This is a genomic window from Pseudorhizobium halotolerans, assembly GCF_902153235.2.
In the GTDB taxonomy this organism is placed as follows: Bacteria; Pseudomonadota; Alphaproteobacteria; order Rhizobiales; family Rhizobiaceae; genus Neorhizobium; species Neorhizobium flavum.
The window spans coordinates 206612-233526 of sequence record NZ_CABFWE030000001.1 but is presented as its reverse complement, the minus strand read 5'-3'; the positions used below and the strand labels follow the sequence as shown (position 1 = coordinate 233526).

The 26915-nt window shown below is 61.9% G+C and carries 27 protein-coding genes and 2 riboswitches; of the genes, 15 read left to right on the top strand and 12 right to left on the bottom strand.

Annotated features, from left to right (window positions below; translation table 11 throughout):
* The first annotated feature begins 77 nt into the window (after window positions 1–77).
* Both ispG and FN060_RS01180 read left to right on the top strand, forming a co-directional pair.
* Window positions 78–1328: a flavodoxin-dependent (E)-4-hydroxy-3-methylbut-2-enyl-diphosphate synthase gene (gene ispG, locus FN060_RS01185; protein ID WP_142586514.1), complete on the top strand. Its 1251-nt coding sequence runs from the start codon at window positions 78–80 to the stop codon at window positions 1326–1328.
* 75 nt (window positions 1329–1403) lie between these two features.
* Complete coding sequence (locus FN060_RS01180) at window positions 1404–2054, top strand: YiaD family glycine zipper/OmpA-like lipoprotein (protein ID WP_052640548.1); 651 nt, start codon at window positions 1404–1406, stop codon at window positions 2052–2054.
* 19 nt (window positions 2055–2073) lie between these two features.
* On the opposite strand, the gene FN060_RS01175 is transcribed toward FN060_RS01180, so the two are convergent.
* Together FN060_RS01175 and FN060_RS01170 are read right to left on the bottom strand one after the other, a co-directional pair.
* Window positions 2074–2706: a LysE family translocator gene (locus FN060_RS01175; RefSeq protein WP_142586513.1), complete on the bottom strand. Its 633-nt coding sequence runs from the start codon at window positions 2704–2706 to the stop codon at window positions 2074–2076.
* Window positions 2707–2724: 18 nt separating this feature from the next.
* Complete coding sequence (locus FN060_RS01170; RefSeq protein ID WP_142586512.1) at window positions 2725–3639, bottom strand: polyprenyl synthetase family protein; 915 nt, start codon at window positions 3637–3639, stop codon at window positions 2725–2727.
* Window positions 3640–3810: 171 nt separating this feature from the next.
* Between FN060_RS01170 and mtgA the strand changes: the two genes are divergently transcribed.
* The 3 genes from mtgA (at window position 3811) to rpmF (ending at window position 5557) form a co-directional block, all read left to right on the top strand.
* Window positions 3811–4509, top strand: a complete 699-nt coding sequence (gene mtgA / locus FN060_RS01165; RefSeq protein WP_244665646.1) for a monofunctional biosynthetic peptidoglycan transglycosylase — start codon at window positions 3811–3813, stop codon at window positions 4507–4509.
* A gap of 69 nt (window positions 4510–4578) precedes the next feature.
* The gene (locus FN060_RS01160) at window positions 4579–5226 is read left to right on the top strand and encodes a glutathione S-transferase family protein (protein ID WP_142586510.1); all 648 of its coding nucleotides are present in this window, start codon (window positions 4579–4581) and stop codon (window positions 5224–5226) included.
* Window positions 5227–5371: 145 nt separating this feature from the next.
* A complete protein-coding gene (gene rpmF, locus FN060_RS01155; protein ID WP_006724402.1) occupies window positions 5372–5557 on the top strand; it encodes a 50S ribosomal protein L32 in 186 nt (61 codons plus the stop codon).
* 83 nt (window positions 5558–5640) lie between these two features.
* On the opposite strand, the gene phaR is transcribed toward rpmF, so the two are convergent.
* Complete coding sequence (phaR, locus tag FN060_RS01150; RefSeq protein WP_142586509.1) at window positions 5641–6216, bottom strand: polyhydroxyalkanoate synthesis repressor PhaR; 576 nt, start codon at window positions 6214–6216, stop codon at window positions 5641–5643.
* Between the two features lie 239 nt (window positions 6217–6455).
* Here phaR and FN060_RS01145 point away from each other — a divergent pair, with 239 nt between their 5' ends.
* Both FN060_RS01145 and phbB read left to right on the top strand, forming a co-directional pair.
* Window positions 6456–7637: an acetyl-CoA C-acetyltransferase gene (locus tag FN060_RS01145; RefSeq protein WP_142586508.1), complete on the top strand. Its 1182-nt coding sequence runs from the start codon at window positions 6456–6458 to the stop codon at window positions 7635–7637.
* Window positions 7638–7731: 94 nt separating this feature from the next.
* On the top strand, window positions 7732–8457 hold the full coding sequence (gene phbB / locus FN060_RS01140) for a beta-ketoacyl-ACP reductase (protein WP_142586507.1): 726 nt from the start codon (window positions 7732–7734) through the stop codon (window positions 8455–8457).
* A 74-nt stretch (window positions 8458–8531) separates the two neighbouring features.
* Here phbB and FN060_RS01135 read toward each other — a convergent pair whose 3' ends face one another.
* Both FN060_RS01135 and FN060_RS01130 read right to left on the bottom strand, forming a co-directional pair.
* The gene (locus FN060_RS01135; protein ID WP_172972469.1) at window positions 8532–8789 is read right to left on the bottom strand and encodes a YMGG-like glycine zipper-containing protein; all 258 of its coding nucleotides are present in this window, start codon (window positions 8787–8789) and stop codon (window positions 8532–8534) included.
* Between the two features lie 28 nt (window positions 8790–8817).
* Window positions 8818–8973 carry a DUF3309 family protein gene (locus tag FN060_RS01130; RefSeq protein WP_065814554.1) on the bottom strand — a complete coding sequence of 52 codons (156 nt, stop codon included), beginning with the start codon at window positions 8971–8973 and terminating at the stop codon, window positions 8818–8820.
* Window positions 8974–9303: 330 nt separating this feature from the next.
* Between FN060_RS01130 and FN060_RS01125 the strand changes: the two genes are divergently transcribed.
* The 5 genes from FN060_RS01125 to FN060_RS01105 all read left to right on the top strand — a co-directional run bounded on the left by FN060_RS01125 (window position 9304) and on the right by FN060_RS01105 (window position 15306).
* On the top strand, window positions 9304–12300 hold the full coding sequence (locus FN060_RS01125) for a helicase-related protein (RefSeq protein WP_142586752.1): 2997 nt from the start codon (window positions 9304–9306) through the stop codon (window positions 12298–12300).
* Window positions 12301–12306: 6 nt separating this feature from the next.
* Window positions 12307–12651, top strand: coding sequence for an RNA-binding S4 domain-containing protein (locus FN060_RS01120; protein WP_142586506.1), 345 nt, complete (start codon window positions 12307–12309; stop codon window positions 12649–12651).
* Between the two features lie 239 nt (window positions 12652–12890).
* Window positions 12891–13229 carry a ferredoxin FdxA gene (gene fdxA / locus FN060_RS01115; RefSeq protein ID WP_052640530.1) on the top strand — a complete coding sequence of 113 codons (339 nt, stop codon included), beginning with the start codon at window positions 12891–12893 and terminating at the stop codon, window positions 13227–13229.
* Window positions 13230–13585: 356 nt separating this feature from the next.
* Window positions 13586–14155, top strand: a complete 570-nt coding sequence (locus FN060_RS01110; protein ID WP_077549260.1) for a CarD family transcriptional regulator — start codon at window positions 13586–13588, stop codon at window positions 14153–14155.
* A 290-nt stretch (window positions 14156–14445) separates the two neighbouring features.
* Entirely contained in the window at window positions 14446–15306 is an 861-nt protein-coding gene (locus FN060_RS01105; protein WP_142586505.1) for an RNA polymerase factor sigma-32, read from the top strand.
* A 12-nt stretch (window positions 15307–15318) separates the two neighbouring features.
* On the opposite strand, the gene FN060_RS01100 is transcribed toward FN060_RS01105, so the two are convergent.
* The 7 genes from FN060_RS01100 to FN060_RS01070 form a co-directional block, all read right to left on the bottom strand.
* Window positions 15319–16821, bottom strand: a complete 1503-nt coding sequence (locus FN060_RS01100) for a M48 family metalloprotease (protein ID WP_483314342.1) — start codon at window positions 16819–16821, stop codon at window positions 15319–15321.
* A gap of 219 nt (window positions 16822–17040) precedes the next feature.
* Window positions 17041–17766, bottom strand: a complete 726-nt coding sequence (locus FN060_RS01095) for a thiamine ABC transporter ATP-binding protein (protein ID WP_142586504.1) — start codon at window positions 17764–17766, stop codon at window positions 17041–17043.
* Window positions 17756–19384 (bottom strand): thiamine/thiamine pyrophosphate ABC transporter permease, encoded by a 1629-nt coding sequence (gene thiP, locus FN060_RS01090; RefSeq protein WP_142586503.1) that lies wholly within the window; start codon window positions 19382–19384, stop codon window positions 17756–17758. The genes FN060_RS01095 and thiP overlap by 11 nt, the downstream gene beginning before the upstream one ends.
* Window positions 19385–19390: 6 nt before the next feature.
* Entirely contained in the window at window positions 19391–20392 is a 1002-nt protein-coding gene (gene thiB / locus FN060_RS01085) for a thiamine ABC transporter substrate binding subunit (RefSeq protein WP_142586502.1), read from the bottom strand.
* Window positions 20393–20426: 34 nt separating this feature from the next.
* Window positions 20427–20526: riboswitch (TPP riboswitch) on the bottom strand.
* 60 nt (window positions 20527–20586) lie between these two features.
* Window positions 20587–21036: a response regulator gene (locus tag FN060_RS01080; protein WP_142586501.1), complete on the bottom strand. Its 450-nt coding sequence runs from the start codon at window positions 21034–21036 to the stop codon at window positions 20587–20589.
* A 151-nt stretch (window positions 21037–21187) separates the two neighbouring features.
* The gene (locus tag FN060_RS01075; RefSeq protein WP_142586500.1) at window positions 21188–23011 is read right to left on the bottom strand and encodes an ABC-F family ATP-binding cassette domain-containing protein; all 1824 of its coding nucleotides are present in this window, start codon (window positions 23009–23011) and stop codon (window positions 21188–21190) included.
* 3 nt (window positions 23012–23014) lie between these two features.
* The gene (locus FN060_RS01070) at window positions 23015–23665 is read right to left on the bottom strand and encodes a thiamine diphosphokinase (protein ID WP_142586499.1); all 651 of its coding nucleotides are present in this window, start codon (window positions 23663–23665) and stop codon (window positions 23015–23017) included.
* Window positions 23666–23766: 101 nt separating this feature from the next.
* Between FN060_RS01070 and FN060_RS01065 the strand changes: the two genes are divergently transcribed.
* From FN060_RS01065 to FN060_RS01055, 3 genes are all read left to right on the top strand, one after another.
* Window positions 23767–24606 (top strand): AAA family ATPase, encoded by an 840-nt coding sequence (locus tag FN060_RS01065; protein ID WP_142586498.1) that lies wholly within the window; start codon window positions 23767–23769, stop codon window positions 24604–24606.
* Window positions 24607–24659: 53 nt separating this feature from the next.
* Window positions 24660–24737: riboswitch (SAM riboswitch) on the top strand.
* A gap of 54 nt (window positions 24738–24791) precedes the next feature.
* On the top strand, window positions 24792–25712 hold the full coding sequence (metA, locus tag FN060_RS01060) for a homoserine O-acetyltransferase MetA (protein WP_142586497.1): 921 nt from the start codon (window positions 24792–24794) through the stop codon (window positions 25710–25712).
* Between the two features lies 1 nt (window position 25713).
* Window positions 25714–26895, top strand: coding sequence for a vWA domain-containing protein (locus FN060_RS01055; RefSeq protein ID WP_142586496.1), 1182 nt, complete (start codon window positions 25714–25716; stop codon window positions 26893–26895).
* Window positions 26896–26915 lie beyond the last annotated feature (20 nt).

The window sequence follows — 26915 nt, the reverse complement described above, 5'->3', positions numbered from 1 at the left end:
GGTGGACAATGCCGCAAGGTTGACATTGGCAAGGGCATCCTCCACCTGAAGGGTAGGTTTTCAGACGCGAGAGCTTTATGTCCACACCGCTTGAATATGATCCGAAGCCACGCCGGGCGACCGTGGCAGTCGATGTCGGCGGTGTGATTGTCGGCGGTGGTGCTCCCGTCGTCGTCCAGTCGATGACAAATACCGACACGGCCGACATTGATGCGACCGTGGCGCAGGTTGCTGCACTCCATGCGGCAGGGTCGGAGATCGTGCGCATCACCGTCGATCGCGACGAGAGCGCCGCAGCCGTGCCGAAGATCCGGGAGCGCCTGCTGCGTCTCGGCATGGACGTGCCGCTGGTGGGAGACTTCCACTATATCGGCCACAAGCTTCTGGCCGATCATCCCGCCTGTGCGGAGGCACTTGCCAAGTATCGGATCAATCCCGGCAATGTCGGGTTCAAGGACAAAAAGGACAAGCAGTTCGCCGACATCATCGAGATGGCGATCCGCTACGACAAGCCGGTCCGCATCGGGGTCAACTGGGGCTCACTCGACCAGGATCTCCTGACAACGTTGATGGACCGGAACGCCGCGGAAGGCTCGCCCATGTCCGCGCGCCAGGTCATGCACGAGGCGATCGTGCAATCGGCGCTGATCTCGGCCGAACTCGCCGAGAACATCGGCCTGCCACGCAACCGCATCATTCTCTCGGCGAAGGTCAGCCAGGTACAGGACCTGATTGCCGTCTATTCCATGCTGGCGGAACGCTCGAACCATGCGCTTCACCTTGGGCTTACCGAGGCGGGTATGGGCTCCAAGGGTATCGTCGCCTCGTCGGCGGCCATGGGCTATGTCCTGCAGCACGGGATCGGCGACACGATCCGCGTTTCGTTGACGCCGGAGCCGAACGGTGACCGTACCCGCGAGGTGCAGGTCGCGCAGGAACTGCTTCAGGTCATGGGCTTCCGCCAGTTCATCCCAGTGGTGGCCGCTTGCCCCGGCTGCGGCCGCACCACATCGACCGTGTTCCAGGAGCTCGCCCAGCGCATCCAGGAAGATATCCGTAAGAACATGCCCGTCTGGCGGGAGAAATATCCGGGTGTCGAGGCGCTCAACGTTGCGGTGATGGGTTGCATCGTCAACGGTCCGGGCGAAAGCAAACATGCCGACATCGGTATTTCCCTGCCTGGCACTGGGGAAACTCCCGCCGCTCCGGTGTTCATCGACGGCCGGAAGGCACTGACCCTGCGCGGGCCGGACATCGCCGCCGATTTCGAAAAACTGGTGATCGATTATATCGAGCAGCGGTTCGGTCAGCGATCCGCTGCTGAATGACAAGCGTCTGTCCCGTAATCGCCGCAATCTGTGGTAAATGACCTTTCACCACAGACGACGGGGACTTCGATTCGCATGATCAAGAAGCTTGCATTCGTCGCGCTTGCCGCGACCTACCTTTCCGCCTGCACCACGACTGATCCCTATACAGGTCAGCAGAAGGTTTCCAATACTGCCGGTGGAGCCGCCATCGGGGCCGGTCTCGGTGCCCTAACCGGGCTTGCGGTCGGCGGTGACGGGAAAGGTGCGCTGATCGGCGCCGCAGTGGGCGGTCTCGCCGGCGGGGCCATCGGCAACTATATGGATCAGCAGGAGGCGGAACTGCGTGCGCAATTGCAGGGTACCGGGGTTTCCGTGACCCGTATGGGCGATCGCATCGTTCTCAACATGCCGTCCAACGTTACCTTCGCGACCGACCAGGACCAGGTGATCCCTCCCTTCTATCCGACACTGGATTCGGTGGCGATCGTGCTGAACAAGTTCAACCGGACTCTGATCGACGTCAACGGCCATACGGATTCGACCGGCAGCCTTGCGCACAACCAGGGCCTGTCCGAGCGGCGTGCCGCTTCGGTTGCCAACTACCTCGGAAGCCGTGGTGTCGACCAGCGCCGCATATCAACCCTCGGTTTCGGCCCGTCGCAGCCGGTAGCCTCGAATGCTACGCCGGAAGGGCGGGCACAGAACCGCCGCGTTGAAGTGCTGATCGCGCCGATCACCCGCTGAGGAAAGCTCCTGGCGAGCCTCACAGGCGGCTCGTCAGGAGCTTCAGTCCGGCAAAGCAGTAGACGGCAGACATTGCGCCCTCGATCCAACGGCGGGCGGCCCTGTAGACGCGTAGCGCCTGCGGGGTCGAGAACAGGATCGCGTAGCCGGTGAAGATCAGCAGGCCCGAGGCTAGGCATCCGCCGATGATGACGGCGATCGCGGTGCCGGGCGCGCCCTGGGGTAGCCCAAGTGAAATGATGGCCAGCCAGGCGAAGATCGCCTTCGGATTGGTCACGTGGATGGCGTAGCCGCGCAGGAAGAGTTGACGCGAACTGCGATCTGAACCCCGCACCAGCGAAGGCAGGTCCTCATCCTTCAGGCTTGCCGCCCGAAATGCCTTCCAGCCGAGATAGAGAAGATAGAGGCCGCCTGCGATCTTCAGGATCTCGAGGGCAAGTGCATAGTGGCGAAGCAGGGCCGCCATGCCCATGGCAGCGGAAATGGCCCATGTGGCGGAGCCGAGACTGATCCCGAGCGCGGTTATCAGGCCCGCTTTTCTGCCTTGCGCGATGGCCGTTCCGATGATGGTGAAGACTGCGGGGCCTGGACTAAGGAGGGAAACGAGATAGGCGACATAAGCTGGCCAGATCTGCGGGAGATAGGCGATCACGTCCCCATTCTCCCGTCCTCAGCTCTTGCGCTCTGCGATGAACCGCGCCGTCTGCTGCAGCGTGGTCGCCCGGGAGCCGAAATAGGCAAGCAGCCCGATAGCCTCCTCCGTCAGGGCCGAGAGGCGTTCCTCGGCCCAATCGGCACCTTTCAAGGCCACGAGCGTTGCCTTGCCCCGGGCAGCGTCCTTGCCGGTTGCCTTGCCCATGGTCGCCGCATCGGCCTTCAGGTCAAGAAGGTCGTCCGCGAGTTGGTAAGCAAGCCCGATCTTCTGCCCGAAGGTCCGGAGGCGCTGGCGATCTTCCATATCCGCGCCGGCGATGATGGCACCCGCTTCGCAGGCAAAGCGCAACAGTGCACCCGTCTTCATGGCCTGCAGGGTCTGTATCTCGGCTTCGTCGGGAGCCGAATTCTCGGCAGCCAGATCAAGTGACTGGCCACCGGCCATGCCGCCCATGCCGGATGCCCGCGACAGAGACAGCACGAGCTGGATCTTCTGTCTGTCGGCAAGCCTCGTTTCCGGCGCGGCTATGATGTCGAAGGCGTAGGTCAGCAGGCTGTCCCCTGCCAGGATCGCGGAGGCTTCGTCGAAGGCCCTGTGGACCGTTGGCCTGCCGCGCCGCGTGTCGTCATTGTCCATCGAGGGCAGGTCGTCGTGGATCAGCGAGTAGCAATGCACGCATTCCAGCGCACAGCCTACCCGCGCCGCGACCTGTGGGTCGCCTCCAAGAAGCGCCGAGCTCTCCTGCACGAGGAATGGCCGCAGCCGCTTGCCGCCATCGAGGGTGCCATGCCGCATCGCCGCCAGCAGCGGCGCTGGGCGCGAGATCTCGTCAGGCAGGCAGTTGCCGGAGAGCAGGGAGGCGAGAAGGGCCTCCGTCCGCTTGGCACTCTCGCCCAGATGCTGTTCAAACGAAACGGTCGATATTGTCATTTCGGTTGTTTGGCACGGGTCGTGACGGACTTCAACTTCGGCTTTGGCACCGCAAACGCCAATCGGTCAATTTGCTGGTCTTTGACCGCACCAAACGTTAAGAAGCGGCCGAATGAAGAGGTGAAATCAGCTGTGAGATCCGAGCAACAGGCAGGAGAGGGAGGCGAAGGCTTGCATCGTAGCAGAGAGCTCTCGCTCGCTCGTTTTCTACGCCGACTTGTCCTGATCGGACTGGTGGCATTGGCGGTCCCCTACGTGCTCATTCTTGCCTATGCGTCGCCGGTCGTGCATCCCGTCTCCACGCTCATGCTGGCGGATCTCGTGACCCTGAAGGGCTACGATCGCAGGTGGGTCAGCCTGGATGACATTTCCCCCAATCTCGTCCGCTCGGTGATGATGTCGGAGGATGGGCAGTTCTGCCGCCATGGCGGTGTGGACTGGGGAGAGATGAAGGCGGTCGTGCAGGAGGCGCTCGAAGGCGAGACAACCCGCGGTGCGAGCACCATCCCCATGCAAACCGTCAAGAACCTGTTCTTGTGGAATGGCCGCTCCTTCATTCGCAAGGCTCTGGAGATGCCGCTGGCGATCGCCGCCGACTTCGTCTGGTCGAAGCCGAGGACGATGGAGATCTACCTCAACGTGGCGGAATGGGGCCCAGGCATCTACGGAGCGGAGGCTGCCGCGCAACATCATTTCGGCGTGCCGGCAAGCAAGCTGACGCGCGGGCAGGCTGCACTGCTCGCGGCAGCACTCCCCAACCCGATCACCCGAGTTGCCGGCAAGCCCGGCCCCGGCATGCGGCGCATCGCGGGGGTCGTGGAGCGGCGGGCGCGGAATGCAGGCGATTACATCACCTGCATTTATGGATGAGGTTCAGGCTTTTCATTGGTCGCGGCTGCTGATGGCCGCTAGGCTTTGTGGGCCGCACGGAGGACCCCCATGGAAGAGCTTACCCTTTATATCGGAAACAAGAACTATTCCTCCTGGTCGTTTCGGCCATGGATCGCCCTGACGGCGGCCGGTGTCCCCTTCAGGGAGCATCTGATCCCGTTCGACTTCCCTGCCGGAAACCCTCTGTTTCGCGACATTTCGCCAACGGGACGCGTTCCGGTCCTTCATCATGGACCGCTGCGGATATGGGAGTCGCTCGCCATCATAGAGTATGCGGCCGAGCTGTTTCCGGACCGGGCTCTGTGGCCGGCCCGGCGCGATGACCGGGCCGTGGCGCGATCGATCTCGGCAGAGATGCTCTCGGGCTTCAGGGCGCTGCGCGGCGCCTGCCCGATGAACATCCGCCGCGAGAAACGAAGAATTTCTCTTCCCGACGGCGTCATGGAGGATGTCGAACGGATCTCGGCGATCTGGAAGGAATGCTGCGAGAAGTCGGGCGGGCCCTATCTTTTCGGGCCGTTTTCGGCAGCGGACGCGATGTTTGCACCGGTGGTCAATCGTTTCGACGTCTATGACCTGGTGCGAGACGCGGAGGTGCTGGCCTACATGGAGGCGGTGAAGTCTCATCCTGCCTGGATCCGATGGTGCGAAGGCGCTCTAGAGGAGACCTGGATCGTTCCGGAAGACGAAGCTTGAGACGCTTGACGGAAATTTTGCGACAGGGACTGGTCAAGCTGGCGATCAGCATGTATAAGCCGGCCCAATTTCCGAGATTGAGGGATGTCCAGTTCGGCTAGAGTTCCGGCCGACGACATGCCTTGCACGAAGTGGAGTAGCGAGAATGGCTGTACCGAAGAGAAAAACAAGCCCGTCGAAACGCGGTATGCGCCGTTCGGCCGACGCGCTGAAGGCCTCGACCTATGTCGAAGACAAGAATTCCGGCGAGCTTCGCCGCCCGCATCACATCGACCTCAAGACCGGCATGTATCGCGGTCGCCAGGTTCTGACGCCGAAGGAAAGCGCATAAGCGTTTTCTTCCCGATCTTTTCGTAAAAGAGGCCGGTCAATCCGGCCTTTTTTCGTTGCGCGAAAGATGCGTTTTTCGCAGGATCAGAGCTTGTCCAGTCTGCTCTGCAGGTTCCGAAGTTGCTCCTTCAGTTCCTCCAGATCCTTAGATTCGGATTTTTTGGAAGCGCTCCCTGCCGCATCGCTGCCGAAGGGCGAGAACATCTGCATCGCCTGGCGGAACATCTCCGTATTCCGCCGAACCTGCTCTTCCATCAGTTGCATTGGTGCCTGGAGGTTCTTGGTAAGCGGGCTTTCCCCCAAGGCACGCGTCATCTGTTCGCGCATCTGCGCCTGCTGATCGGTGAAGGCCTGCATCGAGTGCTCGAGGAATGTCGGTACGACCATCTGCATCTGGTCACCATAGTAGGAGATCAACTGGCGCAGGAAGGAGATCGGCAACAGGGTGTTGCCCGTCTTGGACTCCTGCTCGAAGATGATCTGGGTCAGCACCGAGTGGGTGATATCCTCTCCCGTCTTGGCGTCCTGGACGGTGAACTCCTCGCCCTTCTTGACCATCTTCGCGAGGTCTTCCAGCGTCACGTAGGTGCTGGTGCCGGTATTGTAGAGACGCCGGTTGGCGTATTTCTTGATGACGGTGTCGCCTTCGGTCTTGGCCATTCTCATCTCCTCGCTCCGTCCAAGCTCCCTGCCGGAAGAGCTCTCCCCGGGCAAATGTAAGCCCAAACGAAGCAGCCTGACAACGTGTTTTTGTGCGCCGCGGGGAGGCGGTTTGCTGCGCAAAAACAAGCTGTCAAACGTCAACTCTTCATCCGATCAAAGTTGCAGGTAAGCCTGTTTGACTTCGTACCGAAGCTTTGTCACTGTTTCAGCAAAATGGAAATGACGAGGAGACGTCCGTGACCAACCCTTCCATCGTAATCGCCTCGGCTGCCCGCACCGCCGTCGGCTCGTTCAACGGCGCGTTCGCGAACGTGCCGGCGCATGAACTGGGAGCCGCCGCGATTAATGGCGCTCTCGATCGCGCCAAGGTCGATGCCGCCGAGGTCGACGAAGTCATTCTCGGTCAGGTACTGCCTGCAGGCGAGGGCCAGAACCCCGCACGCCAGGCTGCCATTAAGGCAGGCATCCCCCAGGAGGCGACCGCCTGGGGCGTCAACCAGCTCTGCGGCTCCGGTCTTCGCGCCGTCGCGCTCGGCATGCAGCAGATCGCTCTCGGAGATGCCAGGATCGTCGTCGCCGGTGGGCAGGAATCCATGTCGATGGCGCCGCACTGCGCCCATCTGCGCAACGGCGTGAAGATGGGCGACATGAAGATGATCGACACGATGATAAAGGACGGCCTGACGGACGCCTTCTATGGCTATCACATGGGGATCACGGCCGAGAACGTCGCCCGTCAGTGGCAGTTGTCGCGCGACGAGCAGGACCAGTTCGCCGTCCAGTCGCAGAACAAGGCGGAGGCCGCCCAGGCTGCCGGGCGGTTCAAGGATGAGATCGTTCCCTTCGTGGTGAAGGGGCGCAAGGGCGATGTTACGGTCGATACGGACGAATATATCCGCGCCGGAGCAACCCTCGACAACATGGCGAAGCTTCGACCGGCCTTCGACAAGGAGGGCACGGTGACCGCCGGCAATGCCTCCGGTATCAATGATGGTGCCGCCGCTGCCGTCCTGATGACGGAAGAGGAGGCGAGCCGCAGAGGGATCCAGCCGCTCGTGCGGATCGTCTCCTGGGCGACGGCCGGCGTCGATCCGCAGATCATGGGGACGGGACCCATTCCCTCCTCCAGGAGGGCGCTGGAGAAGGCAGGGTGGAAGCCGCAGGACCTGGATCTGGTCGAGGCGAACGAGGCTTTCGCTGCCCAGGCCTGTGCCGTCAACAAGGAACTCGGCTGGGATACGGCCATCGTCAATGTCAACGGCGGCGCCATCGCGATCGGTCATCCGATCGGCGCCTCGGGTGCGCGCATTCTCAATACGCTTGTGTTCGAGATGAAGCGGCGTGGCGCACGCAAGGGCTTGGCCACGCTGTGCATCGGAGGCGGCATGGGTGTTGCCATGTGCCTGGAGGCGATGTGACGGGCGACGTTGCCGCAACCGATGCGGCGGCCGGCCTGATTAAGTCTGCGCGAGCTCGCGAGGGCTGCTTGAAGGTGCAACGGAGGAGAGCTGCATGAGTAGGGTTGCATTGGTTACGGGGGGGACGCGCGGGATAGGAGCAGCCATATCGGTCGCGCTTGCCGCCGCCGGATTTCGCGTCGCCGCCAGTTTTGCGGGAAACGAGGAGAAGGCGAAGGCCTTCGGGGAAGAGACCGGCATCCCCGTCTTCAAATGGGACGTCTCCAACTATCAGGAATGTGCAGACGGTGTCGCCCGCATCGAGGCTGAGATCGGTCCGGTCGAAGTCCTCGTCAACAATGCAGGGATTACCCGCGACGGGATGTTCCACAAGATGACGCCCGAACAGTGGAATGAGGTCATCGGCACGAACCTCACTGGCCTCTTTAACATGACCCACCAGGTCTGGGGCGGCATGCGTGATCGCGGGTTCGGCCGCATCATCAACATCTCGTCCATCAACGGCCAGAAGGGGCAGATGGGCCAGGTCAACTATTCCGCCGCGAAGGCCGGCGATCTCGGCTTCACGAAGGCGCTCGCGCAGGAAGGGGCGGCCAAGAACATCACCGTCAACGCCATCTGCCCAGGCTATATCGGGACTGACATGGTAAAAGCGGTACCGGAAAAGGTTCTGAACGAGCGGATCATCCCGCAGATTCCGGTGGGCCGACTGGGCGAACCAGAGGAAATTGCCCGTTGCGTGGTCTTCCTTGCATCAGACGACGCAGGTTTCATCACGGGATCGACCCTGACCGTGAATGGGGGGCAGTACTTCGCCTGATCTCCATTCGGAAGACAAAACGAAAAGCGGCGCCGGGGTTACCGGCGCCGCTTTCTTGTTCCAGAAGGTGCCAGTTAGCGGCAGCGTGCTTCGTAGGTCCGGCCGTAGCGATCCCGATAGACGCAGTAGCCCGAACGCTCCTGTGATGCGCCCACCAGCGCGCCGACAGCACCGCCGGCGACCGCGCCGACCGCTGCGCCACCCCAGCTGTTCGTTGCAAGGCCGCCGACAACAGCGCCCGTACCGGCACCGATGGCCGTGCCGCGTTCCGTGGACGTGCAGGATGCGAGAGAGCCGATGAGGGCGGCGGCGAGCAAGATCTTCTTCATGATTTTTCCTTCCCGATTTGACGACGCTTTACTAGATCCTGCCCATGAGCAGGAGGATTATGACGATGACCAGGATGAGCCCGAGACCTCCTGACGGTCCGTAGCCCCAGCCGCGGCTGTAACCCCAATTCGGCAAAGCGCCAATCAGGAGCAGTATCAGGATTACCAGCAACACCGTACCGAGCATGCTATTCTCCGATCCAACATTCAGGATGCGGGAACAAACGCATCTTCTACCGTTTTGTTCCGCGGCATCAATGGGCGGGAAAGCAATTTGTTCCAGGACCGGCGCGAGGAATGCTCACACGGCCATAGGCCGCGTGAGAACAAAACAGCATCCGAGCGGGTCAGCGATTCGTCGCCAATTTGTTCCGCTTTGTTCATGACGACCTTGCAAAACAGCGGGACCGGCACGCTGGCGTCTTGCCATGCCGGCTCGCGATTGCCATGTCTGGGGCGCTGGTGACGCGTGCTCCGGCACTCACCATGTACGGATACGGATTTGAATTTCCATCCCATGATCCTCAGCGGCCGCGGTGTTACCGCCGTCCTCGGCCCCACCAATACCGGCAAGACCCACTATGCGATCGAGCGGATGGTGGCCCACGGCAGCGGCGTGATCGGTCTGCCGCTGAGACTTCTCGCCCGCGAAGTCTACACCCGCGTGGTGGAGAAGGTCGGGACGAACGCGGTCGCCCTGGTGACCGGCGAGGAAAAGATCAGCCCGCCGAATGCCCGGTTTTCTGTCTGTACTGTCGAAGCGATGCCGCGGGAAACAAACGCTGCATTCGTCGCGATCGATGAGGTGCAGCTGGCTGCCGATCTCGAGCGCGGACACATCTTCACCGATCGCATCCTGCATCTGCGAGGTCGCGAGGAGACGCTGCTTCTCGGTGCCGGCACGATGCGGCCGATCCTGGAACGCATCCTGCCCGGCATTACCATCGTCGAGCGGCCACGGATGTCGCAACTTTTCTATGCGGGCCAGAAAAAGATCACCCGGCTCCCGCAACGTTCGGCCATCGTGGCGTTCTCGGCCGATGAGGTTTACGCGATTGCCGAACTCATACGCCGTCAGCGGGGTGGCGCCGCGGTCGTTCTTGGCGCGCTCAGCCCCCGCACCCGCAACGCCCAGGTCGGGCTCTACCAGGAAGGTGATGTCGAATATCTGGTGGCGACCGACGCCATCGGCATGGGCCTCAATCTGGATGTCGATCATGTTGCCTTCGCTCAGGACCGCAAGTTCGACGGTTTTCAGTTCAGGCATCTCACGCCCGGTGAGATGGGCCAGATAGCCGGCCGTGCCGGCCGCCATCTCCGCGATGGCACGTTCGGCGTAACAGGTCAGGTCCCGCCGCTCGACGATGAGCTTGTCGAGCGGATCGAGAGTCATGAGTTCCAAGAGGTCAAAGTCCTGCAGTGGCGGTCGAAGGCGCTCGACTTCTCGTCGCTCCGGGATCTGCGCGAAAGCCTGGAAGTGGCTCCCACTGTTCCTGGCCTTACCCGCGCCCTGCCCGCCACCGACAGCCGGGCTCTGGAGCACCTCTGCCGCTATCCCGAGATCGTGGATATCTCCACCACGCCGGCGCGGGTCGAAAAGCTGTGGGAGGCTTGCGCGCTCCCGGACTACCGTCGAATTGCGCCGGCGCAGCATGCGGACCTCATTTCGACTCTTTTCTTCGATCTTGTGCGTCGCGGAACCGTTAATGAGGAATTCATGGCCGAGCAGGTCAAGCGCGCTGACCGCACGGATGGTGAAATCGATACCTTGTCGGCGCGGATCGCACAGATCCGCACGTGGACTTACGTCTCGAACCGCCCGGGCTGGCTGACTGATCCGACACACTGGCAAGAAAAGACCAGGGAAATTGAGGACAGGCTGTCGGACGCGCTACATGAACGGTTGACGAAACGCTTTGTTGACCGCAGGACATCTGTGCTCATGAGGCGCCTGAGAGAGAATTCGATGCTGGAAGCAGAAATCAGTGTGAATGGCGATGTCTTCGTAGAAGGACATCACGTCGGGCAGTTGGCCGGATTCCGGTTTACGCCGGTATCGGGCGCTGAAGGTCCCGATGCGAGGGCTGTCCAGGCGGCGGCACAGAAGGCTCTGGCGCTCGAGTTCGAGGCGCGGGCGGCACGCCTTTTCGCGTCCGGCAACAGCGATCTTGCGATCGGCTCGGATGGCTTCGTCCGCTGGCTGGGTGATCCGGTTGCGCGCCTTGCGGCGAGCGACCATGTGATGCGGCCGCGCGTCATCCTGCTTTCCGATGAGCAACTGACGGGCAATGCACGCGATCATGTCCTCGCTCGAATCGAGCGGTTCGTGAACCATCATATCGCGACTGTGCTTAAGCCTCTCGATGATCTCTCCCGTGCTGAAGACCTCCAAGGCCTTGCCAAGGGACTGGCGTTCCAACTGGTTGAAAACCTCGGTGTCATGTTCCGCCGCGATGTCGCGGACGACGTGAAGTCGCTCGACCAGGACGCGCGCGCTTCCATGCGCCGCTACGGCATCCGCTTCGGCGCGTATCACATCTTCATGCCGGCGCTCCTGAAGCCAGCCCCGGCAGAACTCATTACCCTGCTCTGGGCGCTCAAGAACGATGGTCTGGACAAGCCGGGTTACGGCGAACTCATTCCGGCACTGGCCGCCGGCCGGACGTCCGTTGTTGCCGATCCAGGCTTTGAGCGCACCTTCTACAAGCTCGCCGGCTTCCGCTTCCTCGGCAAGCGTGCGGTGCGCGTGGACATTCTGGAGCGTCTGGCGGATCTCATTCGTCCGCTCCTGCAGTGGAAGCCCGGCTCATCGCCCCGTCCAGAGGGCGCCTATGACGGGCGCCGCTTCATGACGACAACATCGATGCTCTCCATCCTGGGAGCCACTCCCGACGACATGGAGGAAATCCTCAAGGGTCTCGGCTATCGCGCCGATACCGTGACCGCAGAAGAGGCGGCATCGTTCCTGGCGGCACAGGATCCCGCTCCGGCATCGGAAGCTACGGCAGAGGCGCAGGCGGAAACTGCTGAAAAGACCGAGGATGCTGCCGATGAAAGCGCGTCTCCCGGTAATGAACCAGTCACCGAAGCGCCGGTCGAGGGTGCCGTGGCGGAGCCTGAAGCCGCCGCTGCCGAGGCTAACGAAGGCGAAGCGGCTGCTGCAGCCGAGCCCGAGGCTCCGAAGCCTGTACTGCTATGGCGTCCAGCGGGACGCAACGAGAACCAGCGTCCAGGCCGCCCGCAACAGGGAGAACGTCGTCACGGCCGCGATGAGCAGCGTGGCGAGGGCCGCGGACAGGGTGAGCGGGAGGCCAAGGGGCCGGGACGCTCCAATCGTCGTCCGGATGGCAAGCCTGGCCGCGGTAACCGCCCTGAGCGGGGTGAGCGCCCCGACCGCGGCAAAGGGCCGCAGCCCGCACGGTTTGAGGCGAAGCCGCCACGCAAGGAGAAGCCGGTGGACCCGGATTCACCCTTCGCCAAGCTGGCCGCGCTGAAGGAACAGATGAAGAAGTAGGCTGCCATGGACGAAGAAGGCCCGCGGGAAGGTTCGCGCCAGCGTATCGACAAGTGGCTCTTCTTTGCGCGCATGGTGAAGTCGCGCTCGCTCGCCCAGTCGCTGATCGCCGCAGGCGCAGTGACCCTGAACGGCGAAACGGTTGTCCAGCCTGGCTGCCTCGTTCGTCCCGGAGACAGGGTCGGGCTTGCGCTGGAGCGGCGCGACGTCCTGCTGCTCGTTCGCGACGGCGGCGATCGTCGCGGGCCGTTCGCGGAGGCGCGGCTCCTCTATTCCGACATTTCCGAGACCCTCGGCCCACAGAGGCCGCTGACGCCTTTCGAGCGCGCCCAGAGGCGTCCTCGACCGTGAGTATCGGGCGTATCGGCATTGCGCGAGCGGCCGCACACCAAGGAGAATAATGCTCCTCCCTGATCCCTTTCCGGAGAAGGTTTATCCTTGCTAAGCGTCGGGAAAGGTCTTACCTCACAGACCGACGCGCAGGGGTTGCGCCGGGGTGGCCGCAAAGGCCGCGATGGCCTCTCGTCTGTGCCGGCGAGCGGCCAATCTCCCGAGGCCGAGCCCGCCAGACCGCAATTCTGGAGTGCTGCATGACCTACGTGGTGACTGACAACTGTGTTCGCTGCAAATATACCGATTGCGTGGAGGTTTGCCCCGTCGACTGTTTCTATGAGGGCGAGAACTTCCTTGTCATTCATCCGGATGAATGCATCGATTGCGGCGTCTGCGAACCGGAATGCCCGGCTGAGGCCATCAAACCCGACACCGAGCCGGGTCTGGATAAGTGGCTGAAGGTGAATGCCGAATACGCCCAGATCTGGCCCAACATCACGGTGAAGCGCGAGCCGATGCCAGAGGCCAAGGAAATGGATGGAGTTCCTGGCAAGTTCGATCAGTATTTCTCGCCGGAGCCTGGAAAGGGCGACTGAAGCTGGTGCTGCGCAGTGGGTGTGCCTTCCATTTGTGCAGCTAGGTCAGCGTGCCGTCATGGCGCGCATAAAAGCAAATAATTGATTTCCGCACTTTTTTGTGGTAGACAGGGATTACTGTTCCACAAGCGGCACAAGTGTGCCCAAAAAACATCACGAAAGTTACAGATCATCCGACGCGGTTTCCGTGACATTCCCCTAATGTGTTTGTCGTCGTTTATCGCGGAGGAGGTTCTTTTCGCGCACGTTGGTCGGACCAGTATCGAGTGACCCGACGGTTTCCCCCGTCTCATCCGGGCCTGCCTGACCCGGCCCCGGTCGTACACCGGGTGCGTAACAGGGAGTTTGTGAAACGTATGACGACCCAGCAGAAAAAATCTTCGGCACGCCAGGGCTTCAAGACCGGTGAAGCGATCGTTTACCCGGCACATGGCGTAGGTATGATTACCGCCATCGAAGAGCAGGAAGTGGCGGGCATGAAGCTCGAGCTTTTCGTGATCGATTTCGAGAAGGACAAGATGCGGCTCAAGGTGCCAGTGGCTAAGGCCGTCAGCATCGGCATGCGCAAGCTCTCCGAGACCGACTTTGTCGAGCGCGCGCTCAAGGTGGTCCAGGGCAAGGCCCGCGTAAAGCGCACCATGTGGTCGCGCCGCGCCCAGGAGTATGACGCCAAGATCAACTCCGGCGACCTTATCTCCATCGCGGAGGTTGTTCGGGACCTTTACCGTGCGGAAAACCAGCCGGAACAATCCTATTCTGAGCGCCAACTCTACGAAGCTGCCCTCGATCGGATGGCGCGGGAGATTGCAGCGGTCAACAAGATGTCCGACACGGAAGCCGTACGTCTGGTCGAGGTAAACCTCGCCAAGGGCCCGAAGCGCGGCAAGGTCGTTGAGGAAGAAGAGTCCCAGGACGAAGCCGCATAAGCTTCGGCTGCATCGCAGCTGTAAAAAACCCGGCCATTGCGCCGGGTTTTTTATTGGAACTTTTTCTCGCGCAGGACGTTAACCCGCCGGAACGGCGACAATTGTGGCGTCTGCAGACGCTTCAAGAACCGCTCCTCAAAACAGGAAATAGGGGCCAGCCGCGAGATGGCAAGGCCCCTTGGGAACGAAGAGGGGACGAGGAAGGCGGAGTGGGTAAATCGTGGCGGCGGCCGCGGCACCATCTGACTGTCATTCTTGTCGAAGCCAGCCAACGTCACGGAGAAGACACGATGAAAGCCATGTCTGCCGACCGCAATATGATTAAGATTGCAATGTCAGCTCCCTATCTGGCCAGAGACGAGGAGCGCAGTCTCGCGGTCCGGTGGAAGGATGACCAGGACCAGGATGCCCGCAATCAGATCGCTCTTGCCCATATGCGGCTCGTTATCGCCATGGCATCCAAATTCCGCGGCTTCGGCCTGCCGATGAGTGATCTCGTTCAGGAAGGTTATGTCGGGCTTCTGGAGGCGGCAGCCCGCTTCGAACCGGCCCGCGATGTCCGGTTCTCTACCTATGCCAGCTGGTGGATTCGCGCCTCGATGCAGGATTACATCCTTCGCAACTGGTCAATCGTCCGCGGTGGAACGAGCTCGGCCCAAAAGGCGCTGTTCTTCAACCTTCGCCGGCTGCGTGCGAAGCTCGCGCGGGGCGACAGCAACCTTACATCGCGGGCTATCCACGAGGAAATTGCTGCTGCACTTGGCGTAAGTGTCGCGGACGTTCAGACCATGGACGCCCGTCTGTCGGGCAATGACGCCTCACTTCAAGCACCTTCCATAGCCGGCGATGCAGACAGCGGCGAGCGGCTGGACATGCTCGCAAGCGGCGAGCCCCTTCCCGACGAACAAGTCTCCGGCCTGATTGACGGGGAGCGGCGCATGCGCTGGCTACACGGAGCTCTCACCAAGCTGAATGACCGCGAGAAGAAGATCATCCGGGCTCGCCGGCTGACGGACGAGGGAGCGACGCTTGAGGCGCTTGGTGCTGAACTCGGCATTTCCAAGGAACGAGTGCGTCAAATCGAAAGCCGCGCCATGGAAAAGCTGAAGTCGGCGCTGGTCTCCGCGAACCCCCAGATGGCAGCCTGCTAAGCTGCCAAGGGATTATTCCGCAACGATCTTGAACCGCTGACCCGGCGAGACTGCAGTGCCAGCCGGGAGCGCGTTGATCACCCGGAAAAGGTCCAGCTTCCGGTTGGTTCCCATCATTCGCGCCGCCATGGTCGCAAGCGTATCCTGTGGGCCTGCAGTTACCACCCTCACACGCAATGGTTTGAGGGAGGCAATTTCCTGGGGCGTCATCTTCCTGAAGCTTGACTTCAGCACGGTGGAAACCGTTTCCAGTGCCGGGCTACCCTTCGGAACGGCGGTGAGGAAGCGAAAGATCTGGTCATCGATCCGTATGACGGTGACGTCAAAATCCCAACGCTCCGCCGAAGCGCGGGCCGTGGCTGCCGGAAGTCCGTTAACGCTGGCCATCCGCACCGTTTCCGGCTTGAGACCGGCGACCCAGCCGCTGGTGAGGTAGTTGGTCAGGCTGGTCGTTTCACCGGCGTCGACGCCATCGAAACGGATCGCGGTCTCGCCGGGGCCGGTCGCAAGGACGGCATCCACCTTGTTGTCGATCTGGAAATCCTTCGGCACCTCAAAGCGTATGCCGAGGCTCCCGTGCAGGAATGTCTGTCCGCGAACGAAGCCCTCTTCCGGGCTGTCACCGAAGAGAAGCCCGTCGATTCCCGCGAGATAGTAGTCCCGGCCGCGGTCGCCGACGGTGCCTTCCATGCCTTGTGCGCGAGCGTGACGACGGGCGAGGTCGACGCGCTGCGGCGCATTCGGGTGGCTCGACAGGAAGTCCAGGCTCTGATCGCTGTCCGGATCGACCGAAGAGAAGCGCGCATAGGCCGCCATGGAGTCGAGGAACCGGGGTGCAGCGTAAGGGTCATAACCCGCTTCCCCCAGCATCCGGACACCGATGACATCGGCTTGCAACTCCTGCTGCCGCGAAAAGGCCGCGAGGCGAAGTTTCCCGCGTGCCAGCGCCTGCTTGCCCGCCAGGTCGCTGGACAGAACTTCCGCCACCACGCGGCTGGCAATCACCTCCGCTTCCTCACGCTTCTGACGCTCGATTCCGTGATTGGCGGTCACGTGAGCCATTTCGTGAGAAAGAACGGCCGCCACTTCCGAGGCATCATTGGCGAGTGCGAGCAGTCCGCGCGTCACGTAAAGATAGCCGCCCGGGAGGGCGAACGCATTGATCGCAGGGGAGTTCAGGATGGTGATGCGATAGGACTGCGAGGGGTTTTCCGAGACGGCAGTCAGCGCTCCGGCGATGCGGGCGACCAACTTCTCCGTTTTCGCATCGTGATATTCTCCGCCATAGCTCGCGACAATCCGTGGATGTTCCCGCGCACCCATCTGCGCCCGCGGGTCGTTCTTCTGGACCTCATCGACAATCTGCGGATTTTCCGAGGGGGCGACATTCGGCTGGTAGGCCTGGTCGAGGATCGACTGGCAGCCGGAGAGCGCGGTAGCCCCTGCGAGCAGAAGAGCGAGATGCCTCGCCGCACGCGCAGTACCGGCTCGGCGGGGCGTCGTCCCTTCACGCATCATCGTCAGCAATTTCGGCTTCGTCATTATCCAGACCCGCTTCCCGATCATCCATCGGGTATGCCCCACCGTAAACAAGGCCGGCCGCTCCTGTCGCCGGCTTAGCGATTTTCCTTCAGCCAATATAGTGCTTCTTGTTCAGATAGCCTGTGGCGGCCAAAGCAGAAAGACGCTGTTGCTGCGATGCCACCGTGCCACGACCAAATTGTGGCACAGGCTTCAGCTGGCGAGGAATTGAACGACGGCGGGGATGTCGCGTCGCCGGAGAAAATCTTCTACCGGAGCGTTCACGAGCACATTCCCGCCCTCCATGAAGATCACATGGGTCGCAAGGCGTCGCAGTTCCTCCCGGTCGTGCGTCACCAGGATGATCGTGCTCTTCGTTTCTCGGTGCAGTTCCGATAGAAGGCTTGCCATGGTCTGCCGCAGCCCCGGATCAAGCGCTGCGAAGGGTTCATCCATCAGCAGGACCGGTTTCTCGCGAACAAGAGCGCGGGCAAACGCCACGCGTTGCTGCTCGCCTCCGGAAAGCGTCGGTGGCAGCCGGCGGTCCATCCCGCTGAGCCCGACCCGATCGAGTGCGGAGACGACGGCCTGTCTCTCCCCTAGGGTCAGTCTGCGAAGGGACGGATTGATCCCGAGCGCCACGTTGGTAAAGACGTCCAGGTGCCCGAAGAGATTGTTGTTCTGGAAGATCAGCGACACGGGTCGTTCCGATGGATGCCGGGACGTCAGATCTTGGCCGTTAAAGAGGACGCGACCGCTGTCGGGGACCTCAAAGCCCGCGACCAGGTTCAGAAGGGTAGATTTGCCTGCGCCGGACGGTCCGGCAACCGCTGTGATCGCTCCGGATGGAATGTCGCAGTCCAGGTGGAATCGTGTGTTTCCCAGGGTCAAATCAACGCGGTCCAGGCGGATATCCGGCGCATCGTCATCAGCGGGCATGATGTTTTCCGTTCATTCGCCAGCCTGAAGTGCCGATGATCGTCAGCAGAAGGCATGCCGCGGCAAGCAGAAGCGCCAAACCATCGGCATCCTGCGTACGATAGCTGGACAGGCTGCTGTAGAGGAGCCAGGGCAGGGTTACGAAGTCGTTGGAGGCAAAGAGCGCAACGGCTCCCAGATCTCCAAGGGAGAGCGACATTGCAAACGAGAACGCCAGGAGCGCCGGCCGCGTCAGAACCGGTCGGTCGATGCGCCAGACGCGGGGCCAGCCACCGATTCCCAGACTTGCTGCCAGTCGCACGGAACTGTCGCGGTGCTCCTTCATTGCCGGCTCCAACACCCTGATGACGAAGGGGATTGCCATCAGCGCGTTGATTGCAATGACCATCCACGCAACCCATAGCGATGCTGAGCCCGAAAGCCTCAGAAGCAGGAACCAGCCCGTCCCAAGCACGACGGGGGGGACTAGGAGAACAAGAAAGGAAGTGGCATCCAGAATGGCAGAGAAACCCCGCAGCAGGACGCTGGCATTCCTTCGGTCGGCAATCGCCAGGCGCGCATCGATGAGTGTGGCCGATGCCATCACCGCCAGCAGGCCTGAGGACAGCGCGATCAGCATGCTCGTTGCCAGCGCCCGCTGGAAGGCGTCGCTCGCCACGAGGCGCGGGAGGTCTGCCTGGATCCCCGCCCGGAGAACGGCGAGCAGTGGCATCAGGACGAAAGCTGTGGCGACGGCGATGACCAGAGTGTCCCATGCCTGCGCCGCGGCTCCTTTGCCGTCGAAGCGTCGAACGCGGTGGCCGCTGGTCGGCAATCGGTCATCAGTCACAGGCAGCCGGGACAGGATGATCAGGAGCATGGCCGTCAGCCCGATCTGCAGCAGTGACAGTCCAACTGCACGGGCAGGATCAAAATCGAAGCGCAGTGACTGGTAGATCGCAACTTCAAGGGTTGTCGCAGCCGGACCTCCGCCCAGTACCAGAACGAGCGTGAAGCTGGTTGCGCAAAGCATGAAGATTAGACCGGCTATGCCTGGCAGGACCCGCAAGAGGACAGGCCATTCGACGAACCGGAAGATGGCAACGGGCCGCATGCCCAGCTGCGCGGCCAGCATCCAGTATTCTCCGGGCAGCCGATCGAGCGAGGCCACCATCAGGCGGCATGCGAGAGGCAGGTTGAAGAAGACGTGTGCGAGCAGGATGCCGCCAAGACCGTAGATGGTGACCGGCTCGTCGAGTCCGCCACGCAGGAGAAGTGAATTGACCAGTCCTTGCCTCCCCCAGATCGTAATGAGGCCGAGGGCAGCGACGAGTGCGGGCAGACCCATCGGCAGCGCCATCAGCCGCAGGATCCAGAGCCTGCCCGGAAGTTGCGGCCGCCGCGCCAGCGCCAGTGCGACCGGAATCGCCAGACCGATAGACAGCAAAGTGGAGAGCCCTGCCTGAAGAAGCGTGAACCGCAGCACGCGCGCCGTGTAAGCTGTCCAGAGCGCCTTGCCGCCAGCGTCTGGCGCCGCGGCAAGGAGGGAATAGGTGGCAAGACCGATGAAGGCAGCGACGCTTGCGAAGGTGACGATACCTGCCCCGATTGCAGTTTGCTGCTCCCGTCTCGTCAGCATAGAGCTTTAGCGTCCGCTCATCGCCACCAGCCACTCATTGATCCAGGCCTGCCGGTTTCTCGCCACGTCCGCGGAGTCCATGAGGAAGGTCTTTTCCGGCTGGACGAGGCGGTCGAACGCTTCCGGCAAGGGCTCGCTCGTCTGGCCGGCCGGCATCATCCAGTTGGTGGTCGGTATGATGTTCTGGAAGGCCGGCGACATCATGAATTTGAGAAACTGGCGCGCCAGGTCCTTGTTCTCCGATGTCCGCAACAGACCTGCGACCTCGATCTGGATATAGTGGCCTTCCGAGAAGGGCGCTGCCTGGTACCGATCAATGTCCTCGGCCACCATGTGATAGGCAGGGGAAGTAGTATAGGAGAGAACCATCGGGACCTCTCCCTTGGTGAACAATCCATAGGCCTCAGACCAGCCCGGCGTGACCGTCAGGATGCGTCGACGAAGCTTTGCCCACGCCGCCTCGGCCTCCTCGCCGTAAACCGACTTCATCCACAAAAGCAGACCGAGGCCTGGGGTGGAGGTTCTCGGATCCTGGATGACGATCTTTTCCGAAGGGTCGCCCTCGACCAGCTCCTTCAGGCTGGCCGGCGGGGCGATCGATTGAGTGTCATAAATGACGGCGAAATGTCCGTAGTCGTAGGGGATGAAGACGTCGTCCCCGTACCCGCCCGGCACGCTGATGGGACTTGTATCCAGTGCATGCCTTTCGAACAGGCCAGTGGCCTTGGCTTCATCGGCAAGATTGGTGTCGAGACCGAGAACGACGTCGGCCTCGTTATTCTCGCCTTCGAGCTTCAACCGCGAAAGAAGTGCGACGCCATCCGCGACCGCCACGAAGTTGACGCGGCAGGCACAAGATTTCTCGAACTCTTCCTTGACCCTTGGCCCCGGCCCCCATTCGGCGGTGAAGCTCTCATAGGTGTAGACGGTCAGGCTGCGCTCCTGAGCCATGGCCGGCGTCGAAGCGGTCATCGCCGCTATGATAAGCGAAAGTGCCGAGAGCCGCATCAATGCCTCCTCTTTGGCAGAAAGGACGAGGGGCTGATCGACGCCGTCTAATCCCTCCGCCGGTGTTAACCGGATCAGGTTCTGCGGGTTGGCGAGAGCCTCTCAGCCACGAAGTGGCACCCCGTTAGATCGGCCAGAGATGTAGCGATCGATCCGGCGCTTGGCAAGCGCCGTCCATGGTTGCTCAATGAGCGTCAGTGGGCGCTTTGAAGGACGCGAAGCTCGCGCGGGAGTTCAGCATGACCTCCCGTTCGGCCTGCAAGGATATAGCCGATCGTCTGCTCGATCACATGCGGCATTACCGGCTTCGTCAGCACCCCGAGCGGTCCATAGCTTCCGGCTTCGATCTCTTCAGGATTGGCAGTCATGAAGATGACGGCAACGCCATATTTCTCGGCAAGTTCGCGGCCGATCGACGGTCCAGTCTTGCCGTCAGCTAGATTGACATCGACAAGGGCAATGTCGGCAGACTGGGCGAGTGCGAGTGCGGGGTTGCGGCCATTGGCGAGGCCCGCGACCTTCAAGCCCATGGCTTCGACCGTATCAGCCACGTCCAAGGCGATGAGAAACTCGTCTTCCACGATCAGGACGCGATGTTCCTCAGAGACCGGGGTCTGCCAACCACTCGTTACACTTGTCAGCATCGGATGCTCCTGATGGTTCGGTGCCGCTTCGTACCGATCCCGGCCGTGCCGCATCGATACTGCCACCCGAACGACCACCTGCCGTCATTGTTCCGCATTGTGACAGGTTGACGGGTTTCAAGTGCGTTTCATGGATAACAGATGGTTAACGTCACCCCTCCAACTCCTCGCGCAGCATTTCAAGCTCGAGCCATTCCTCTTCCATCTCTGCGAGCCGCTTGCGTAGCGCCTCCAGTTCAGATGCGAGCGCGGTGAAGGCTGCCGGATCTTTCGTGAAAAGGTCGGGATCCGCCATTCGCTTCTCCCGGGCGGCAACCTCGGCCTCAGCCTTGGCGATGTCCTTCGGCAGGTTTTCCAGCGCGAACTTCTGCTTGAAGGACAGCTTGCCGCGGTTTTTCGGCGCCTCATCGGCCGGCGTCGACGTCTCCGTCTTCTCCCTTGCCTGGCGTTCGGAACGCCGCCTTTCCTCCTGGACGCCGCGGCGTTGTGCCAGCATGTCGGAGTACCCGCCGGCATATTCGATCCAGCGCCCGTCCGGCGCTTCCGGATCCGCGGGTGCTATGGTCGAGGTGACCGTCCGGTCGAGGAAGTCGCGGTCGTGGCTGACCAGAATGACAGTGCCGTTGTAGCCGGCGACGATCTCCTGCAGCAGATCCAGTGTCTCGATGTCGAGATCGTTTGTCGGCTCGTCGAGGATCAGCAGGTTGGACGGCCTGGCCATGATCCGCGCCAGGATCAACCGTGCCCGCTCGCCGCCGGAAAGGTTCTTGATCGGAGTGCGGATCTGCTCGGGCTGGAACAGGAAATCCTTCATATAGCCCGCGACGTGACGCTGCTCACCATTGACGAGAAGCGTTTCGCCGCGCCCGTCGGTGAGGTAGTGGGAAAGCGTGTCCTCGGGGTCGAGATCCTCCCGCTTCTGGTCCAGCGTGGCGATTTCGAGATTTGTCCCGAGCCGCACCGTTCCCGTATCCGGATCGAGCTGCCCCGTCAGCATCTTCAATAGCGTCGTCTTTCCGGCACCGTTGGGTCCCACAAGGCCTATCCTGTCGCCCCGGTGTACGCGGATGGAGAAGGGCGCGACGATAAGCCGGTCTCCATAACTCTTGGTGATCGCTTCTGCCTCGATCACCAGCTTTCCGGATTCCCGACCTTCCGATGCCGCCGCCTGGACTGACCCTTGCGGACCTTTGTGACCGCGATAGGCGGCGCGCATCGTCTGCAGTTCTCCCAGCCGGCGCATGTTGCGCTTGCGCCGGGCCGTCACGCCGTAGCGCAGCCAGTGCTCCTCGCGCTCGATCGCCTTGCCCAGCTTGTGCTGCTCCAGTTCCTCTGCCGCCAGGACCTCGTCGCGCCAGGCCTCGAAATGAGAAAATCCGCGATCGAGACGTCGCGACGTGCCGCGATCGAGCCAAACCGTCGCCGTCGATACTTTCTCAAGGAATCGTCGGTCGTGCGAGATGAGGACGAGGGCGCTCCGCGTCTTCCTCAGTTCCTCCTCCAGCCATTCGATTGTTGGCAGGTCGAGATGGTTCGTCGGCTCGTCCAGCATCAGGATGTCTGGTTCCGGCGCCATGACGCGGGCGAGCGCCGCCCGCCGGGCCTCGCCTCCCGACAGCCGGTTCGGATCCTCTTCGCCGCTCAGGCCGAGATGCTCCAGGAGGTAGGTGACGCGATAGCGATCGTCCCCTGGACCGAGACCCGCTTCGGCATAGGCCTGTACCGTCCGGTAATCCCCAAAATCCGGCGCCTGCTCCAGGTATCGTATGGTGGCGCCCGGATGGCGGAATACCTCCCCGGACTGCGGCTCGACCAGACCGGCCGCGATCTTCATCAGGGTTGACTTGCCGGATCCGTTGCGGCCGACGAGGCAGATGCGGTCGCCCGGCTCCACCTGCAGTCCCGCGCCGGCGAGAAGGGGCGTGCCCCCGAAGCTCAGGAAGATGTCGTCGAGTTTGAGGATGGGAGGTGCCACGGTTCAGGCTCCTGTCAGATCGTAGGGGCGGGCGAAGATCATTGCCTTCCCGCGCCTAAGCGCGAAGGCAACCGGACCCTCGGCCACATTGGAAACTGTCCGCGACGAGCCGAAGGGCAAGGAAAAGTCTTCGAGCGGATAACGGGCGTTGAGGATGTCGAGGCCTTCCAGCTTGGAAAACCCGATGACGGAGAACAGGGAGCCTGCCGGCAGATCCAGAAGGCGGCGTCCGGGAAGCAGGGGGACGGCTTCTTCGGCGCCGGAGGTCAGAAGCACTTCAATCCCGCGTTCCGCCAGGCTGAGGGCGTGGAAGACATGCTGCAGGGCATGGTCGCTTCGCTCGCCGCCGAGCGCGCCGGCAAGCACCAGACGCTCGGCACCCCGATCGATGGCCTCCGCGGTTGCGATCTCTCCGTCCGTCTCGTTTTTTGCAGCGGGGTAGGGCTGCCGCGGAACTCCGGACTGCGCCGCGATTAGTCCCGGCGGCGTCGAGTCGAAGTCACCGACCCAGAGCTCGGGCTCGATGTTGAGGGTTGCGGCATGTCGCATGCCGCCGTCGGCCGCGATGAAGCGGCTTCCTTCGAGCGCTTCGCGCAGCCGTTCTGTGAGGGTGAGCTCGCCTCCGAGGAGGATCGTGAACGTGGACTTGGTCATTGGCGATGTCCATAGCCCAGACCGACAGGCAAGGGAAAGCGGCTTGCACCGGTTCTGCCGAGCTTTTAGGTTGCCGCCAAAAATTCCCTACAGGTCTCCTCATGCAATTTCATGGTACATCCGACTATATCGCCGATAGCGACCTGATGGTCGCGGTCAACGCCGCCATCCGCCTCGAGCGACCGCTCCTGGTCAAGGGCGAGCCGGGGACCGGCAAGACGGAACTGGCCCGGCAGATCGCCTCGGCGCTCGGTCTCGATCTCATCGAATGGAACGTCAAGTCGACCACCAAGGCGCAGCAAGGCCTTTACGAATACGATGCGGTCTCGCGCCTGCGCGACAGCCAACTCGGTGACGCGCGCGTGAATGACGTTCGCAACTATATCCGGCAGGGGAAGCTCTGGCAGGCCTTTGCCGCGCCGCAGAAGACCGTTCTGCTGATCGACGAGATCGACAAGGCGGATATCGAGTTTCCGAACGACCTCCTGCAGGAACTCGACCGGATGGAGTTCCATGTCTACGAGACAGGCGAGACGGTGAAGGCGCAGCAGAGGCCGATCGTCATCATCACCTCGAACAATGAGAAGGAACTGCCGGATGCCTTCCTTCGCCGCTGTTTCTTCCATTACATCCGGTTTCCGGATGCCGCGACCCTCGCGCGCATCGTCGAGGTGCACTACCCGGGCATCAAGCAGGAACTGGTTCGAAACGCTCTGGCGCAGTTCTACCAGATCAGGGAGGTGCCGGGCCTGCGCAAGAAGCCGTCCACCTCCGAGGCGCTCGACTGGATCCGGTTGCTGGTCTCGGACGACATTGACCCAGCCGACCTGCGTGCCGACGTCAAGACGATCCTGCCCCGGCTGCACGGGGCATTGCTGAAGAACGAGCAGGACGTCCACCTGTTCGAGCGGCTGGCCTTCATGGCCCGGCGGGAACGGTAGCCCCCCGGCATCGGCGGCTGCAATTGACCTGAGGGGAAGAAGAGCCTATTTAGACTGCACTTCGTGGTGATTTGGCCGGCCGGCTTGCAGCCACGTTAAACAAGTCGCTAAAGGGCCGCGCGAAGTTCACTTTGACGCGCCGGTTGCGATTTGTCGCCGCCGGCTTTTTGTTTTGTGAGTGTGCGATGCCGATCAAGATCCCCGATACGCTGCCCGCCTTCGAAACCCTCGTGCAGGAGGGCGTGCGGGTGATGACCGAGACGGTTGCGGTGCGGCAGGACATCCGGCCGCTGCAGATCGGGCTCCTCAACCTCATGCCGAACAAGATCAAGACCGAGCTGCAGATGGCGCGCCTCGTCGGCGCGACTCCGCTTCAGGTGGAGCTGTCGCTGGTAAGGATCGGTGGCCACAAGGCGAAGAACACGTCGGAGGAGCACCTGCTCTCCTTCTACGATACCTGGGACGAGGTGAAGCATCGGAAGTTCGACGGCTTCATCATCACCGGTGCGCCAGTAGAGACGCTGCCCTTCGAGAGCGTGACCTACTGGGACGAGATGCAGCAGATCCTCGACTGGACAACCACCAATGTCCATTCGACGATGAATGTCTGCTGGGGCGCAATGGCGGCGATCTACCACTTCCATGGCGTGCCGAAGCACGAGTTGAAGGAGAAGGCGTTCGGGGTCTACCGCCACCGCAATCTCTGCCCCTCGTCCGTCTACCTGACCGGCTTCTCGGACGACTTTCAGGTGCCGGTGTCGCGCTGGACGGAGGTTCGGCGCGAGGACATCGACAAGATCCCGGACCTCAGGATCCTGATGGAATCGGACGAGATGGGGGTCTGCCTCGTCGAGGAAGCGAAAGGCCGACGACTCTACATGTTCAATCACGTGGAGTATGATTCCACGTCGCTGGCGGAGGAGTACTTCCGCGACGTCAATGCGGGCGTGCCGATCAAGATGCCACACGACTACTTTCCGCATAACGACGTGACGCTGCCGCCGCAGAACCGCTGGCGCAGCCACGCGCATCTCCTGTTTGGCAACTGGATCAACGAGATCTACCAGACCACCCATTACGACCTGGAGCGGATCGGGACCGAGTAGAATGCTGCTTTCGTTTTTCCTGCAGCTGAAGGCGGAAAAGGTGCCCGTCACGCTGCGCGAATACTTGACCCTTATCGAGGGGATGAAGCAGGGCCTGGCGGATTTCGATATCGACGCCTTCTATTTTCTCGCGCGAACCTGCCTGGTGAAGGACGAGCGACATATCGATCGGTTCGATCGGGTCTTCGCGTCGCACTTCCGCGGGCTGCAGGCGGTATCGGGAGAGGCCGGGGTGGAGGCGAGCGAGCTCCCCGAGGAGTGGCTGCGCAGGCTCGCGGAAAAGCACCTGACGGAGGAAGAGAAGCGGCTCATCGAGACGCTCGGCGGTTTTGAGAAGCTGATGGAAACTCTGCGCAAGCGGCTGGAGGAACAGAAGGGCCGCCATCAGGGCGGGTCGAAGTGGATCGGCACCGCCGGCACCTCGCCCTTCGGCGCCTATGGCTACAACCCCGAGGGCGTCCGTATCGGGCAGGAAGGGTCGCGGCATCGCCGTGCGGTCAAGGTCTGGGACAAGCGGGAATTTTCCGATCTCGACGACACGGTGGAACTCGGCACCCGTAACATCAAGATCGCCCTTCGCCGGCTGCGGCGATGGGTGAGGGAAGGTGCGGCGGAGGAGTTCGACCTGCAGGGGACCATCCGCTCCACAGCGGAACACGGATATCTCGACGTGCAGACGCGACCCGAACGCCGCAATGCCGTCAAGCTCTTGATGTTCTTCGATGTTGGTGGCTCGATGGACGACCATGTGCGGGAGGTAGAGGAGCTTTTCTCCGCCGTCCGCAGCGAATTTCGCCATCTGGAGCATTTCTATTTCCACAACTGCCTCTACGAGAGCGTCTGGAAGAACAATGGCCGGCGGTCGGAACGACTGCCCACGGAAGCGATCATCAACGGGTTCGGCAGCGACTACCGGGTGATCTTCGTCGGGGACGCATCGATGAGCCCCTACGAGATCAGCCATCCGGGTGGTTCCGTGGAGCACTGGAACAAGGAACCGGGAGAAGCCTGGCTTCGCCGCATCACCGCACACTTCCACCGCTTCGCTTGGATCAATCCGGTACCGGAAGCGCACTGGAGCTACCTGCAGTCTATCGCGATGATGCGCCACATACTGTCGGAGCGGATGTACCCGCTCACCCTCGGCGGCCTAGAACAGGTTACGCGGGTCCTCAGCCGCTAGCTTTGTCGTTGCATCATCCG

Coding starts and splice junctions, on each gene's coding strand:
- FN060_RS01125 (WP_142586752.1), top strand. CDS start 9,304: ATGATCCTCAGCGGCCGCGGTGTTACCGCCGTCCTCGGCCCCACCAAT.
- FN060_RS01080 (WP_142586501.1), bottom strand. CDS start 21,036: ATGCTGACAAGTGTAACGAGTGGTTGGCAGACCCCGGTCTCTGAGGAA.
- FN060_RS01070 (WP_142586499.1), bottom strand. CDS start 23,665: ATGACCAAGTCCACGTTCACGATCCTCCTCGGAGGCGAGCTCACCCTC.
- FN060_RS01120 (WP_142586506.1), top strand. CDS start 12,307: ATGGACGAAGAAGGCCCGCGGGAAGGTTCGCGCCAGCGTATCGACAAG.
- FN060_RS01110 (WP_077549260.1), top strand. CDS start 13,586: ATGACGACCCAGCAGAAAAAATCTTCGGCACGCCAGGGCTTCAAGACC.
- FN060_RS01180 (WP_052640548.1), top strand. CDS start 1,404: ATGATCAAGAAGCTTGCATTCGTCGCGCTTGCCGCGACCTACCTTTCC.
- FN060_RS01100 (WP_483314342.1), bottom strand. CDS start 16,821: ATGCGTGAAGGGACGACGCCCCGCCGAGCCGGTACTGCGCGTGCGGCG.
- rpmF (WP_006724402.1), top strand. CDS start 5,372: ATGGCTGTACCGAAGAGAAAAACAAGCCCGTCGAAACGCGGTATGCGC.
- FN060_RS01130 (WP_065814554.1), bottom strand. CDS start 8,973: ATGCTCGGTACGGTGTTGCTGGTAATCCTGATACTGCTCCTGATTGGC.
- FN060_RS01065 (WP_142586498.1), top strand. CDS start 23,767: ATGCAATTTCATGGTACATCCGACTATATCGCCGATAGCGACCTGATG.
- FN060_RS01170 (WP_142586512.1), bottom strand. CDS start 3,639: ATGACAATATCGACCGTTTCGTTTGAACAGCATCTGGGCGAGAGTGCC.
- FN060_RS01105 (WP_142586505.1), top strand. CDS start 14,446: ATGAAAGCCATGTCTGCCGACCGCAATATGATTAAGATTGCAATGTCA.
- fdxA (WP_052640530.1), top strand. CDS start 12,891: ATGACCTACGTGGTGACTGACAACTGTGTTCGCTGCAAATATACCGAT.
- phaR (WP_142586509.1), bottom strand. CDS start 6,216: ATGGCCAAGACCGAAGGCGACACCGTCATCAAGAAATACGCCAACCGG.
- FN060_RS01095 (WP_142586504.1), bottom strand. CDS start 17,766: ATGCCCGCTGATGACGATGCGCCGGATATCCGCCTGGACCGCGTTGAT.
- thiB (WP_142586502.1), bottom strand. CDS start 20,392: ATGCGGCTCTCGGCACTTTCGCTTATCATAGCGGCGATGACCGCTTCG.
- metA (WP_142586497.1), top strand. CDS start 24,792: ATGCCGATCAAGATCCCCGATACGCTGCCCGCCTTCGAAACCCTCGTG.
- thiP (WP_142586503.1), bottom strand. CDS start 19,384: ATGCTGACGAGACGGGAGCAGCAAACTGCAATCGGGGCAGGTATCGTC.
- phbB (WP_142586507.1), top strand. CDS start 7,732: ATGAGTAGGGTTGCATTGGTTACGGGGGGGACGCGCGGGATAGGAGCA.
- FN060_RS01160 (WP_142586510.1), top strand. CDS start 4,579: ATGGAAGAGCTTACCCTTTATATCGGAAACAAGAACTATTCCTCCTGG.
- ispG (WP_142586514.1), top strand. CDS start 78: ATGTCCACACCGCTTGAATATGATCCGAAGCCACGCCGGGCGACCGTG.
- FN060_RS01055 (WP_142586496.1), top strand. CDS start 25,714: ATGCTGCTTTCGTTTTTCCTGCAGCTGAAGGCGGAAAAGGTGCCCGTC.